This window comes from Methylobacterium sp. E-066, from assembly GCF_022829635.1.
Lineage (GTDB): Bacteria > Pseudomonadota > Alphaproteobacteria > Rhizobiales > Beijerinckiaceae > Methylobacterium.
On the sequence record NZ_JAKSYO010000215.1, the window covers coordinates 69,924 to 83,136 of the forward strand.

A 13,213-nucleotide genomic window follows, 5' to 3' on the forward strand; every position below is an offset into this window, starting at 1 on the left:
CCATGCGACCGATCCCGACCGCGCAGGTCGCCGGTGTCCACCACCGACGCGTCGGCGAGTTGATCGTCACGACGCTGTCCGACGGTTTTGTCGACCCGCCGACCGAGGCCGTGGAGGTGATCACGCCCGCCGAAGCGGAAGCCATGATCTTGGCCGGCACCGGTCGACCGAAGCCCCGGATTTCGGTGAACATGTTCGCCCTGCGCTGGCCGGATCGGACCGTGCTCGTCGATGCGGGCTCGGGCACCATGATGGGACCGACCTGCGGGCGCATGCCGGACAACATGGCGGCGGCCGGCATCCGGCCCGAAGAGGTCGGCACGATCCTCCTGACGCATGTCCACCCCGATCACTCAGGCGGGATTACGAGCGATGCCGGCGCGGCGCTCTTCCCGAACGCCGACATCGTCGTGCACGAGGCCGAGATCGCGCATTGGTTCGACGATGCCAGGATGTCGGCCGCGACCGAGAGGCAGCGCGTACGCTACTTCGAGGGCGGTCGCTTCCGGCTCCGACCCTACGATGGACGGATCCGCACCATCCGGGACGGGGACGAGGTGCTACCCGGCATCACGGCCCTGCTCTGCGATGGTCACACACCCGGTCATTGCGCGTACCGGATTCGCTCAGGGACCGAAGAGATCCTGATCTGGGGCGATACCGTGCACGTGCCCGAGATCCAGGTGCCGCGGCCCGACGTCTACATGATGTACGACTTCGACGGACCGAAAGCCGCCGCGTCCCGCGCCGCCGTCCTCGCGCTCGCCGAACGCGACGACCTGCTGATCGGCGGCATGCACCTGCACTTCCCGGGCCTCGGCCGTGTCACTGCGCGCGACGGCACCTACCAAATCTTGATGGAGCCCTGGACCTACACCCTCTAAAACCGCTGTCATCGCGGCTCGGTTTTAGGCCGCCTTCCGCCGAGCTCCGCCTCCAGCGTGACCGCGAGGCGGACGACCTCAGGCCCGACCTCACGCCGCAGGAAGGCCGGCGTGTGAGTGACGGCCGAACCGCCGCAGCTCAGCGCGAACGCGGGCCGCCCATCCGGACCGAACACGGGTGCGGCCGCCGTGTTGTAGCCCTGGTGGAAGGCGCCGAGATTGGTGATGAAGCCCTGCGTCGCGTAGTCTTGAAGCGTGCGCCGAAACTCCGGCTCGGCCTTCTGCCAGCGCGGATCGGGGGCGGCATGGCGCTCGATCAACTCCGCGCGCTCCGCCTCCTCGTAGCCCGAGAGCAGGCCCCAACCGACCGCCGAGGTGGCGAGCGGCAGGCGTGAGCCGATCCGAAGATTCATCAGGAGCTGGGCGTCGCTGAGACAGCGCTGCACGAAAACCATCCGGTTCTCGTCGCGGGCTCCGAGGCCTGTCGCCGACCCGAATCGATTGGCGAGCGCCTGCATGCGTGCCTGGGCCCTCTCCGCGAGGGGGATGCCAGCCAGCACCGCGCGCCCGAGCTGCAATATCGGGATCCCGGGACGGAGCTTGTCGCCGTTCACGGGCACGAGAAAGCCCTGCCGAATCATGGTGTGGCAGAGACGCCAGACGGTCGGCTGGGGCAGGCCAGTCAGGGCGGCGAGTTCCGAGCCGCCGATCTCCGGACGCGCGGGCGAGAAGCAGCCGAGGATCGTGAGGCCGCGCGCGAGCGCGGTGACGAACTGGCGATCGCCCTCCGGGCCGGCCTCGCGCTCCGGGGCTGGGCGCGAGGGGGTGGTGGAGCGGCGCACCCGGTTCATGACGCGGTCCGTAGAAGTGTCGCGAGATCGCGCAGGCGCGGGCCGATCTCCCGCCGCAGTTTCTCGATCGACAGGATAGAGGCGGCGCCGCCGCAATTGATCGCGAAGACCGGACGCCCGTCGGATCCGAGTACCGGCGCGGCCGCCGTATTGTAGCCGGGATGAAACACGCCGTCGTTGATGATGAACCCGTCCGACACGTATGCGTCCAGAGCGCGCCGAAGGGGCTTCTCCACCGCGCGCCAGACGCGGTGGTCCGGCCTGACCTGGCCGAGCAGCGCCTCGCGCTCGTCCTGCGGGAAGCCGGCGAGGTAGGCCCAGCCGAGCGCGGAGGTCGCAACCGGCACACGCGAGCCGACCTTGAGATTCATCAGGAGCTGGGAATGGCTCTCGCAGCGCTCGACGAAGCGCATGTCCGAGCCATCCCTCACGGCGAGACCGGCCGCACCCTCCGCCGCGTCCGCGAGCTCCTGGAGGTGCGGACGGGCGAGTTCGATCGGCGTCAGTTCGGACAGAATCGTGTAGCCGAGCCGCAGCACCGGTAGGGCCGGCCGAAGCCGCTCGTCCGAACCGACCGCGAGATAGCCGAGCTTCGTCATCGTGCGGCACAGGCGCCAGACGGTGGGCTGAGGCAGGCCGAGCAGGCTGGCGATCTCCGTGCCGCTCAGGGCCGGACGGGCCGCGCTGAAGCAGGATAGGACTTCGAGCCCGCGCGCCAAAGCTGTCACGAACTGGCGATCCTTGTCGCCGGAGATGTCGGCAGGCGCGTGGCCCTCGTCCTCAAAGGCGTCCGAGTCCCGCAGCGCAGGCGCACGCCTCTGCGCCGCGGTCGCTGCCCTCCCCGGCCGCCGACGCGTGCTCTCCGCCGGTTCATTGATTTCGTCTCGCGTCGCCCGACCCACGTTTACAACCCGTCCTGAAGCGCCTAATCTGCATTTACGAGTGGTCTACTCGCATAGTGAATTCAAGCCGTCAACGCGGTCGCCCTCCAAGCGGCGTCCCGTCGAAAGAACGGCCAGGGAGGACATCGAACGCCATGGCTCCCCCCCTCTCCGGACTGCGTGTCGTCGAAATCAGCGTCGCCATGGCTGGTCCGTACTGCGGCATGATGCTCGCCGATTACGGTGCCGAGGTTATCAAGATCGAGCGCGTCGGTCAGGGCGACGACAGCCGCGGCTGGCCGCCGTACTTCCACGAGTCGATGTCGCATTACTACGCGTCGGCGAACCGCAACAAGCGGAGCTTGGCGCTCGACCTTAAGGATCCCGGCGGCGCCGCGATCGCGCGGCAGCTCGTCGCGAAAGCGGATATTTTCGTCGACAACTACCGCTACGGCGCCCTCGCCCGAGCCGGGCTCGACTACGAGAGTCTATCGGCGGTGAACCCGCGTCTGATCTACTGTTCGATCAGCGGGTTTGGGGCGAGCGGCCCGCGGCGGGACGATCCCGCCAACGACCTCTTCATGCAGGCCTTTTCCGGCGGCATGAGCATCACCGGCGAGATCGGCGGTGGGCCGGTCAAAATGGGCATCTCCGTCGCCGACGTCGGAGCCGGCATGCTCGGCACGATCGGGATCCTCATGGCGCTCGAGGAGCGACATAGGAGCGGGCGTGGTCAGCGCGTCGACACATCGCTCCTCGAAGGTCAGCTCTCCATGCTGTCCTACCACCTCACCCGGTATTTCTCGACCGGCGTGGTGCCAGGGCCTGGCGGGAGTGGCTCGGCCGTTTCAGTGCCCTATCAGGCCTTTCAGGCATCGGACGATTGGCTCGTCGTGGCGGCCTTCAACGAGCGTATGTGGCAGAGCTTCTGCCGCGCGATCGGTCAGCCCGAATGGGCCGACGACCCACGTTTCGCGAACGCCAACGGTCGCGCCGAGAACCGTGATCAGCTTATCGGGCTCATCAACGCGACTCTCTCGGCCGACACGGTGAAGGCTTGGGTGGGCAAGCTCGAGGCGACCGGGGTACCCTGCACAGCAGTCAATCGCATCGATCAAGTCGTGGAGGAGGCGCAGGTCGTCGACCGCGAGATGATCGTCCGCATGGACGTGCCGGGGCTCGGCCCGATCCGTGTCGCCGGCCTGCCGATCAAGTTCTCCGGCACGCCGGGCCGCATCGAACGACACCCGCCGCACTTAGGCGAGCACACGCTCGAGATCCTGCGCGAACTCGGCCTGGATCAGGAGAAGATCGACGCGCTCGCAGCCAAGGGCGCGGTCGGCGTCAAGCGGCCGCGGACCGACGCGGCTGCCTGAGCGCGCCGGCGATACCGGGAGAATCTCATGCCTGTCATGCTGACCGACGAGATCAAGGGCTATATCGGCCGCACGAGCGCCGAGATTATCGCGACCGACACCGTCGAGCCCGGCGCCGTGCGCCGCTACGCCCAAGCGATCATGGATGAGGATCCGGGCTACGCCCCGGGCGCGGAGGCCGGGCGCTACGGCGGTCCGGTCGCGCCGCCCCTCTACCCCGCCTTCATGTTTCGCCGCCCGCTCGGCACGCCCGACGCGCTGACCGAGCGGGCGGCGGATCCGGATTTTGACGGCCTGGTCTCGGCGGCGAGCGACGGCTTGCCGGAGCTTCCTCTTCCGGGACGCGCGCTTCTCAACGGCGGCTCTGAGGTCGAGATCGTCCGCTATGCCCGGCATGGCGAGGCGGTGAAGCAGCGCTCACGCTACGCCGACATCTACGAGCGCGAAGCCAAGAACGGCACGGCCATGCTCTTCGTAATCGTCGAGACCGAGTACCGGACGACGAACGACGAACTGCTGCTCAAGGTCCGCAAGACGCACATTCGGCGCTGAGCCGCCCCAACGCCCATCGAATATCTCGGGAGACGACCATGGACATGCCGCGCGATGCAGGCAGGGGTGCCGACCACGGCCACACCCTAGCGGAGGACGAGATCGGGGCCTTCCAGGTCCCGCCGTCAATCCAGGAATACCGCGACCTCGCCCGCCGAATCGTTCGCGAGGAACTGATGCCGCTCGAGCGAGAATTCCTCGCGAGCGACAAGCACGCCTACGGCCTGCCGCCGATGATCAACATCCGCTCCGTCTTCGACAAGAAGACAGCCGATCGGCTGGAGGGCATCGCCCAGGACAGCGGACTCTTCAAGCTCCTGGTACCCGAGGAATTTGGTGGGCCTGGCCTCTCGCTCCTCGCCCAGGTGGTGATCGAGGAGGAATTCAATTACTGCGCTGTGCCGTTCCCATTCGCGAACGTCCCGAACATCCTCTACGAGTGCCGGGGCGATCAGGTGGAGCGGTTTCTCCAACCGGTCATCGACGGGGTGAAGACCACCGCTTTTGCTCAGACCGAACCAGGCGCCGGCTCCGATCCCGGCGGCATGATGACGACGCGCGCGACCCGCGCCGACGGCGGCTGGGTTCTGAACGGGACCAAGATGTGGATCTCGAACGCGGGCGACTGCGACGTTCTCATGGTCCAGGCGGTGACCGATCCCGAGAAGCGCCAGCGCGGCGGCATCACCATGTTCCTGCTCGATCGCGGTAATCCCGGTATGCGGGTCGAGGTGCCCGGCATCGCGACCTGGCTCGGCCCGCGCGCCTCGCAACACATCATCCACTTCGACGACTGCTTCGTGCCCGACAAGGACGTGTTGGGCGAGGTCGGACGCGGCTTCTCCCTCGGCCAGCGCTGGCTCACGATCCACGACCGGTTGATGCGCGGTCCCTACGCGCTCGGCAAGATGCAGCGCGCGCTCGACATGTCGATCGACTGGGCGAAGGAGCGCAAGACGTTCGGCAAACCGATCGCCGAGCGCCAGGCGATTCAGTGGAAGCTCGTCGACATGCACGTCGACATCACCGCACTGCGAGCGATGACCTACCAGATGGCGGCCCGCGCCGACACGGGCGAGGACGTCCGGGCCGAGGCCGCCCTCGTGAAGATGACCTCCACCGATTGGGGCGCACGTTGCCTCGATCACGCGATCCAGGTCCACGGTGCGATGGGCGAGTCGCTCGAACTGCCACTGACGCTGTTCTACCGCGTGCTCCGGCACGCCCAGATCGGCGGCGGCACGAGCGAGATCCAGCGCGTCCTCATCGCCCGCAAGCTCCTGGCCTGACGATCGGCCCGACGCGCGAAATGCGGCGGCGTGTGTCGTTGAGCCACTTAGGGTCGCGTCTGATGGGAGCGCGGCCATGAAGCTCACCGCGGACGTGCGCCTCGTGCACGAGGCACACAACCTCGTCGGCGAGTGCCCGCTCTGGCACGCCGGCGAGCAGGCGCTCTACTGGGTCGACACCCGTCGACCCGCCATCCAGCGGCTGCGGCCCGACGGCTCGGTCGAGGCATGGCCCCTCCCGCACAAGATCGGCTCCTTCGCGTTCCGCGAGCGCGGCGGCTTCGTGGCGGCCATGCAGGTCGGCTTCTGCGAACTCGACCTCGATCCATTCACCATCCGAGCGATCGTCGATCCCGAGCCGGATCGGCCCGACAATCGTCTCAACGATGGCAAATGTGACCGCGCCGGCCGGTTCTGGTGCGGCTCGCGCGATCCGACCGACCACAATCCGGGCGGCGCACTCTATCGGCTCGATCCGGACTGGACGGTCACGCGGATCGATACCGGCTTCATCATCTCGAACGGGATGGCGTTCAGCCCCGATGACCGCACCCTCGTCTTCGGCGACAGCGCCGGCGAGGTCACGTACCGATACGATCTCGATCTCGCCGCCGGCACAGTCGCGAACCGCCGGCCTTACTTGCGCACGGCGGGCCTACCCTGGCGCATCGATGGAGCGGCCTTCGACGAGGATGGCCATTACTGGTGCGCACTCATCGGGGACAGTGCGGTCGCGCGCTTCGATCCCGACGGCCGGCTCGACCGGATCGTGCGCCTGCCGGTCAGCCATCCGACCATGTGTAATTTCGGCGGCCCAGACCTCGACATCCTCTACGTGACCTCCGGCACGATCTTCCTCGACGCGGAGGTGCGCGCCCGGCAACCGCTCGCGGGGGCGTTGTTCGCCGTGCATGGCCTCGGCACCCGCGGCATTCCGGAGCCCTTCTTCACTGGCTGACGCGGCTGTCTCCTGTGAGCATCCGAGGATTGTATGTACGAGTTCGAGCCCTGGGACGCTCTGGAACGCTCCGCGCGCGCGCGGTGGACCGCCTGCGGCGACGGCCAGATGATCTGGCGGCTGTGGGGGAGCGGCGAGCCATTGATTCTGTTGCACGGGGGCGCCGGCTCGTGGCTACACTGGTTCCGCGTCATCCCGGCCCTCGCCGCCAGGCGGCTGGTCATCGTGCCGGACTTGCCCGGTCTCGGCTCCTCAGCCCTGCCGCCCGCCGGCGCTGACGGACCGGAGCTCGCCGCCATCCTGCTCGCCGGGCTGGCGCAGGTGCTCGGACCGGAGGTGGACTACGATCTCGCCGGATTCTCATTCGGTGGCGTGCTGGCCGGATTGATGGCCGCGACTGCCCCTCCCGGCACTGCGCGGAGCCTGACGCTCGTCGGCTCGGGCGGGCTCGGCGTCATCCGTGGGACGGCGTCACTCGTGCGCGTGCGCGACAAGTCGGGATTCGAGCGGGCGCAAGCCCATCGCACCAACCTGTCGCGCTGGATGATCGCCGATCCGGGGAAAATCGATGACCTCGCGGTCGCGATCCAGGACTGGAACAGCCATCGGGCCCGGTTCGACAGCCGCCCGATCGGCACGAGCGACGTGCTCCTCGCTACGTTGCCGGGCCTGCGCATACCCGTCGCGGGCATTTGGGGCGGGCACGACCACGCCGTCGAGGGCTGCCCCGAGCGCGCCGAGGCGGTGCTGCGGCGCCTCTGCCCCGGGCTCGCCTTCACCGTCATTCCCGAGGCGGGGCACTGGGTCGCCCACGAGGCGCCCGACGCTTTTGTGGGCTGCCTGGTCAACGCGCTGTCGCCGTTCGGACCGCCTCGCTCTTGACGCCGCGTGCGCTCCGAGCCTAACGTCGCAAATAACAAATATGCTATTCGCTTAGCGAATTAGGGAGGGTGTGATGACCGGTTCGGTCGCGCCGTGGCGCGCTGGCGCTGCCTCACGCGTTCAAGGATGGGTGTGATGAGCGCGGCCGTGGCGATGAAGGCGCCTGTGGCCCCCCGACAGGGGCCTGTCTTCGAGGATCTCTCGGTCGGGCAACAGGTCGATACGCTGTCTAAGGGGCCGCTGACGACCGCGCACCTCATGCGCTGGTCGGCTGCGATGGAGAACTGGCACAAGATTCATTACGATCTGCCGTTCGCGACCGGTCACGACAAGTTGCCGGGCCTCCTGATCAACGGCTCGCTGAAGCAGCAATTCATCCTTCAGCTGCTGAAGGACTGGGCCGGAGACACCGGTTGGGTGTGGAAGGTCAAGTTTCAGTTCCGGGCCATGAACCTCGTCGGTGAGACGCTGTCGATTTGGGCCAAGGTGACCGGAACGCGCGCGATCGAGGGGCGCTACGGCCTCGTCGACCTCGATCTCGGCATCGTCAACGGCGAGGGCAAGGAGTCGACCCCCGGCGCGGCGACGATCGCCCTGCCGTTCCGGAACGGTGCCGCTTTCCCCTACCCTTTCGTCCCGCCCGAGGCCTGACGCACAGGTCCGCCCGAGCATCCGCATCCATCCGTGAGGTCATCATGTCGCTGACCCGTGCGCTTGGCCAGTTCGTGGCAGACCTGTCGCCGGACGGGGTTCCGGAGGAGGCCGCCCGCATCGCTCGGATGGGCTTCATCGACTGCATCGGCGTCCTGATCGCCGGACGGCACGAGGACGCGCCGCGTCTCCTGCAGGACACTCTCGATCCAGGCCCCGGATCGTCCTCCCTCCTGTTCACGGACCGCACGGCCAGCGCCGCCGATGCGGCGTTGATCAACGGTACGGCGGCGCACGCGCTCGATTTCGACGACGTCGCCCTGCGGGGCCATCCGAGCACGGTCTTGGTCCCGGCAATCCTGGCCGAGGCCGAGGCGCTCGGCGCGTCAGGCCGCGACATGGTGGCCGCCTACCTCGCCGGTTATGAGACCTGGGCCGAACTCGTGGGTCGCGACCGCGGCTTCCACCATGGCAAAGGTTGGCACCCGACCGGCATCTTCGGGGCGATCGGGGCAGCGGCCGCCTGCGCGTCGCTTCGTCGGCTCGACCCGGTGCGCGCGGCGACCGCCCTCGCGCTCGGGGCGTCCCAGAGCGCCGGGCTCATGGCGAATTTCGGTACGATGACGAAGCCGTTTCACGCCGGCCGATCGGCGCAGAGCGGGGTGATCGCGGCCCGGCTCGCGGCGGCGGGCTTCACGGCCAATCTCGACGCGCTCGAGCATCCGCAGGGTTATCTCGCGGCCGTCTCACCGGCGGGCGACGTCAACCGCGAGACGCCCCCCGCACGGCTCGGTGACGATTGGCACGTCCTCAAGACCGGCCTCAACATCAAGAAATACCCGGCCTGCTACTGCACGCACCGGGCGATCGACGGGATGATCGATCTCGCCCGGGCCGAACGACTACGTGCTGCCGATGTCGAGGGCATCACCGTTCACCTGAGCGAGAACTACGCGACCATCCTGCGTAATCACCGGCCCGAGACCGGACTGGCGGCCAAGTTCTCGATCGAGTTCGCCCTGGCGAGTTCTATCGTCGCCAATCGTGTCGGCCTCACAGAACTCACGGACGATTTCGTCCGCGGGTCGGACGTGCAGGCGCTGATCCGCAGCGTCACGGTGGAGACTACGTCCGCGTACGATCCCGACCAGCCGGGCGCTGCCTTGGCCGATTGGTCACGCGTCCAGCTCAAGAGCGGCGGCTCGCTCGAGACCGAGCATGTCGCGCGCGCCCGCGGCCACGCGGACAACCCGCTGCGCGACGAGGAACTCTTCGCCAAATTCGAGAACTGCCTCGAGGCCGGCCGCTCGGTCGTGGCGCCCGCCGTCCTATTCGACCGGCTTCAGCGGATGGACGGCGCGCCAGCCCGAGCCATCACCGCCATCCATTGAGCAGCGACTGAGTAGCAACGTGAACGGATCGGTGAACACCACGACCACGGGCGGCCACGGCGGCGAGCCGCGCCTCTGCCTTCCGCCGCTCCCGCCGCGCCGTCCGCAATTCGTGCCGCCGGCCGGGTCGTGCGATTGCCACGTCCACGTCTTCGGCGATCCGGCGCGCTTTCCCTATGAGGGCGACCGGAGCTTCACGCCCGAGCTCGGGCTCGACCTCGCGGCCCTCGGGCGCCTGCACCGGACGCTTGGTATCGCCAAGGCGGTGATCGTACAGACCGGGATCCAGAGCCCCGACGTCGTCCTCGAGGCGCTGCGAGCGGAGCCGGACCGGCTGCGCGGAGTCGCGGTGCTGCGCGGCGACACGAGCGACCGTCGTCTCGACGAACTGAACGAGGCCGGCGTGCGGGGCATCCGCATCAATCTGTTCCGGCGCGCTGGGGCGGCCGTCTACCGGGGCGGGGCGGGTCCCGACGACCTCGCCGCGCTGGCGCCGCGGATCAAGCGCCTCGGCTGGCACATCCAGGCCTGGCTCGACGCGGACGACCTGCCGCAATGGGCCCCGACGCTGCTCTCCTATGGGCTCCAAGTCGTCGTGGATCATATGGGCCGCATCACCACCGACCGTGGCGTCGACAGCCCAGGCTTCGTCCATCTCTGCGAGATGGTCCGGCGCGGCGAGGTCTGGTGCAAGCTCTCCTGCGCGGACAGAATCTCGGTCGCCGGGACGCCCTACTCCGACGCGGTGCCCTACGCGCGCGCGCTCCTCGAAGCGAACCGCGACCGCGTCGTGTGGGGCACGGATTGGCCACACGTGAACTACTACGACGCCGTCCCGGACGACGCCGCCCTACTCGACCTCGTCCCGACTATCGCGACGGACGCGGCCGATGTGGACCGGCTGTTCGTGGCTAACCCTCGACAGCTCTACGGTTTCTAGACCCGGTTGCGCGACCCTCGGGTCGCGCAGGCGGCACCAACAAAACGTTGCACCGCATACTCCGATGCTGAGCCTGCACGTGCCACGACGGGAAGTGCTCTAACAAGCGCGTCAAGCGCTAGACCAGGGAGAGAAACGCCATGATGGCGTCTTCGGCGCGCTCGGCGCTCGGCGCGTGCTGTGCGTTGATCATAGCGACCGGCCCTGCACGGGCGGCCTGCGAGCTGAAGCTCGGGATCGTCGGCGGTCTGTCCGGCGCGACGGCGCAGTGGGGCGCCGCGATCAAGGCGGCGGTAGAGTTCGTGGCTGCCGATGCCAACGCCGCTGGTGGCCTCAAAGTCGGCGCGGAAAGCTGCCACGTCACGACCTCGGCCTTCGACACGAAGGCGACGGCCGAGGGCGCCGCGGCGGCCGGCAACGGCCTCGCCAGCCAGGGCATCAAGTTCGTGCTGGGGCCGGTGGTTTCGCCGGAGGCGACCGGTATCAAGCCGATCGCGGCGCGCAACGGCATGCTGGTCTTCCTAAATAGCTACGCGAAGAACGCCATCGGTCCGCAATGGCCGCTCGTCTTCCACGAGGGGCCCGGCCCCTCGGTCTGGGCCGACCCGATCGTGAAGGTCGCCAAAAGCCAGTTCGGTCTCAAGTCGGTCGTCGTGGTAGCGCCAAACGACCAGGGCGGGACCGACATCGCCTCCGTGGACGCGGACGTCTACAGGCAGAACGGCATCGAGGCGACGACCGAGTACTACCAGCGCGGTACGGCGAACTTCGCACCGATCGTCACCCGCATCCTGAGTCACGGTCCGGATGCGGTCGATACAGCCTCTTCGGCACCCTCAGACGCCGGCGTGCTGGTGAAGCAACTGCGTCAAGCCGGCTTCAAGGGTTCCATCGGCCGCCTCGGCGGAGCCGCGACCGACGAAATCCTGCGGATAAGCGGCGGCCCAGAGGTGCTGAAGGACGCCTACTGGTACGAGAACGTCGCCATCGCCGATCCCCGTGTCCGCGCTGTCTATGACGACTACAGGAGAGTCATGGGCACGGCTGCCCCAGAGAACACCACGATGGTGCTCTGGGTGGCGGCGGGTCGTCTCCTCCTCAAAGCGATCTCGGAAGCCGGAACGATCTCCGACACGAAAGCCGTCGCCGCGACGCTGCGCAGGCAGACTGTCGACGACAAGTACCTCGGGCGAGGGCGGTGGACCGGCCAGAAGTTCTTCGGGATCAACCAAGAGATCTCCTACCCGTTCGGCATCGGCCTGATGGTCAACGGCGAGATGAAGCCCATCCAGAGGGCGGATCCGCCCGCGGAGTAGCGGCCGGATCGAGACGTGTACCGGGAGGACGGAATGCGCGGGCCGAAGACGATCAGGGCGGGCGCGATCGCCGCCATCGTGGCACTCGCCGCGATCGCGCCCGCACGCGCCGCCTGCGAGGTGAAGTTCGGCGCCCTCGGCCCGCTCTCAGGGCCGGCCGCGCAATGGGGGCTCGCCGTCAAGGGCGCGGCCGAATTCGTGGCCGCCGAAGAGAATGCGGCCGGCGGCCTGCAGGTCGGGCAGGAGAAATGCCGCGTGACCGTCACCGCCTTCGACGCCAAGTACAACGCGGAGGGTGCTGCGGCAGGCGCGAATTACTTCGTGAGTCAGGGCGTGCGGTTCGTCATCGGCCCGGTGGGATCGCCCGAGATGACCGGCGTGAAGCCGATCGCGGCGCGCAACAACCTCCTAGTGATGGGCGATAGCTTCGCCAAGAACGCCATCGGCCCGCAATGGCCGCTCGTCTTCCACAGCGGACCCGGACCGAGCGGATGGGCGCCCTCGATCGTGGACGTCGCCAAACAGACCTACGGCATCAAATCGGTGGTGATCGTCGCGCCGAACGATCAGGGCGGCACCGACATCGCGAGCGTCGACGCCGAGGCCTATCGCCGGCACGGCGTCGAACCCGCGGAGGAATACTATCAGCGCGGCACGTCGAACTTCGCCGCGATTGCCGCGCGCATCATCGCCCGGAACCCGGATGCGGTGGACACCGCCTCGTCGCCGCCGGGTGACGCCGGCGTGATTGTCAAGCAGTTGCGGCAAGCCGGCTACAAGGGCGTGCTGGGGCGGCTCGGCGGCTCCGGGACCGAAGAGATCGCCCGCGTCGCAGGCGGCATGGACGTCCTGCAGAATTTCTACTGGTACGAGAATGTGGTCGTCGACGAGAGGCTGAAGGCGCTCGGCGAGCGGTATCGTCAGTTGGTCGGCGCGGAGCGGCCGGAGAACACGCTGTTCTACCCGTTTGTGGCCGCGACCCGCATGGTCACCAAAGCGATCGCCAAAGCTGGCACCGCGACGGACACGAAGGCGGTCGCGGCCGCGCTACGGACGCTGCCGGTCGACGACCCGGATTTCGGCCAGGGCCTGTGGATCGGTCAGGACTTCTACGGGATCAATCAGGAACTCTCGTTCCCGTTCGGCATCGGTCTGATCGTCGACGGCAAACCACGGCCGATCGCCAAGCACGAAGCGGCGACTGGAAAATAAATTCGGCACGTAATCCCAGCATTCTGAGAG

General features: G+C 67.9%; 13 protein-coding genes. 11 read left to right on the forward strand and 2 right to left on the reverse strand.

What is annotated here, in order from left to right:
* The first annotated feature begins 2 nt into the window (after positions 1-2).
* Entirely contained in the window at positions 3-884 is an 882-nt protein-coding gene (locus MKL20_RS32695; RefSeq protein WP_244040184.1) for an MBL fold metallo-hydrolase, read from the forward strand.
* A gap of 8 nt (positions 885-892) precedes the next feature.
* On the opposite strand, the gene MKL20_RS32700 is transcribed toward MKL20_RS32695, so the two are convergent.
* Positions 893-1,735 carry an IclR family transcriptional regulator gene (locus MKL20_RS32700; RefSeq protein ID WP_244040185.1) on the reverse strand — a complete coding sequence of 281 codons (843 nt, stop codon included), beginning with the start codon at positions 1,733-1,735 and terminating at the stop codon, positions 893-895.
* Positions 1,732-2,463 (reverse strand): IclR family transcriptional regulator, encoded by a 732-nt coding sequence (locus MKL20_RS32705; protein WP_244040186.1) that lies wholly within the window; start codon positions 2,461-2,463, stop codon positions 1,732-1,734. Before MKL20_RS32705 ends, MKL20_RS32700 begins: the two co-directional genes overlap by 4 nt.
* 308 nt (positions 2,464-2,771) lie before the next feature.
* On the opposite strand from MKL20_RS32705, the gene MKL20_RS32710 reads away from it, so the two are divergent.
* The 10 genes from MKL20_RS32710 (at position 2,772) to MKL20_RS32755 (ending at position 13,183) form a co-directional block, all read left to right on the forward strand.
* On the forward strand, positions 2,772-3,992 hold the full coding sequence (locus tag MKL20_RS32710; protein ID WP_244040187.1) for a CaiB/BaiF CoA transferase family protein: 1,221 nt from the start codon (positions 2,772-2,774) through the stop codon (positions 3,990-3,992).
* Positions 3,993-4,019: 27 nt separating this feature from the next.
* Positions 4,020-4,544: a MaoC family dehydratase N-terminal domain-containing protein gene (locus MKL20_RS32715; RefSeq protein ID WP_244040188.1), complete on the forward strand. Its 525-nt coding sequence runs from the start codon at positions 4,020-4,022 to the stop codon at positions 4,542-4,544.
* Positions 4,545-4,582: 38 nt separating this feature from the next.
* The gene (locus MKL20_RS32720) at positions 4,583-5,833 is read left to right on the forward strand and encodes an acyl-CoA dehydrogenase family protein (RefSeq protein ID WP_244040189.1); all 1,251 of its coding nucleotides are present in this window, start codon (positions 4,583-4,585) and stop codon (positions 5,831-5,833) included.
* A gap of 76 nt (positions 5,834-5,909) precedes the next feature.
* Entirely contained in the window at positions 5,910-6,791 is an 882-nt protein-coding gene (locus tag MKL20_RS32725; RefSeq protein ID WP_244040190.1) for an SMP-30/gluconolactonase/LRE family protein, read from the forward strand.
* 33 nt (positions 6,792-6,824) lie between these two features.
* Positions 6,825-7,673 carry an alpha/beta fold hydrolase gene (locus MKL20_RS32730; protein WP_244040191.1) on the forward strand — a complete coding sequence of 283 codons (849 nt, stop codon included), beginning with the start codon at positions 6,825-6,827 and terminating at the stop codon, positions 7,671-7,673.
* A gap of 135 nt (positions 7,674-7,808) precedes the next feature.
* Positions 7,809-8,324, forward strand: a complete 516-nt coding sequence (locus MKL20_RS32735; protein WP_244040192.1) for an acyl dehydratase — start codon at positions 7,809-7,811, stop codon at positions 8,322-8,324.
* Between the two features lie 44 nt (positions 8,325-8,368).
* On the forward strand, positions 8,369-9,715 hold the full coding sequence (locus tag MKL20_RS32740; RefSeq protein WP_244040193.1) for an MmgE/PrpD family protein: 1,347 nt from the start codon (positions 8,369-8,371) through the stop codon (positions 9,713-9,715).
* 19 nt (positions 9,716-9,734) lie between these two features.
* Positions 9,735-10,655: an amidohydrolase family protein gene (locus MKL20_RS32745; protein ID WP_244040194.1), complete on the forward strand. Its 921-nt coding sequence runs from the start codon at positions 9,735-9,737 to the stop codon at positions 10,653-10,655.
* A gap of 140 nt (positions 10,656-10,795) precedes the next feature.
* A complete protein-coding gene (locus MKL20_RS32750) occupies positions 10,796-11,971 on the forward strand; it encodes an ABC transporter substrate-binding protein (protein WP_244040195.1) in 1,176 nt (391 codons plus the stop codon).
* Between the two features lie 15 nt (positions 11,972-11,986).
* Positions 11,987-13,183 (forward strand): ABC transporter substrate-binding protein, encoded by a 1,197-nt coding sequence (locus MKL20_RS32755; protein WP_244040196.1) that lies wholly within the window; start codon positions 11,987-11,989, stop codon positions 13,181-13,183.
* Positions 13,184-13,213 lie beyond the last annotated feature (30 nt).

Coding starts and splice junctions, on each gene's coding strand:
- MKL20_RS32715 (WP_244040188.1), top strand. CDS start 4,020: ATGCCTGTCATGCTGACCGACGAGATCAAGGGCTATATCGGCCGCACG.
- MKL20_RS32700 (WP_244040185.1), bottom strand. CDS start 1,735: ATGAACCGGGTGCGCCGCTCCACCACCCCCTCGCGCCCAGCCCCGGAG.
- MKL20_RS32710 (WP_244040187.1), top strand. CDS start 2,772: ATGGCTCCCCCCCTCTCCGGACTGCGTGTCGTCGAAATCAGCGTCGCC.
- MKL20_RS32720 (WP_244040189.1), top strand. CDS start 4,583: ATGGACATGCCGCGCGATGCAGGCAGGGGTGCCGACCACGGCCACACC.
- MKL20_RS32735 (WP_244040192.1), top strand. CDS start 7,809: ATGAGCGCGGCCGTGGCGATGAAGGCGCCTGTGGCCCCCCGACAGGGG.
- MKL20_RS32730 (WP_244040191.1), top strand. CDS start 6,825: ATGTACGAGTTCGAGCCCTGGGACGCTCTGGAACGCTCCGCGCGCGCG.
- MKL20_RS32750 (WP_244040195.1), top strand. CDS start 10,796: ATGATGGCGTCTTCGGCGCGCTCGGCGCTCGGCGCGTGCTGTGCGTTG.
- MKL20_RS32725 (WP_244040190.1), top strand. CDS start 5,910: ATGAAGCTCACCGCGGACGTGCGCCTCGTGCACGAGGCACACAACCTC.
- MKL20_RS32740 (WP_244040193.1), top strand. CDS start 8,369: ATGTCGCTGACCCGTGCGCTTGGCCAGTTCGTGGCAGACCTGTCGCCG.
- MKL20_RS32695 (WP_244040184.1), top strand. CDS start 3: ATGCGACCGATCCCGACCGCGCAGGTCGCCGGTGTCCACCACCGACGC.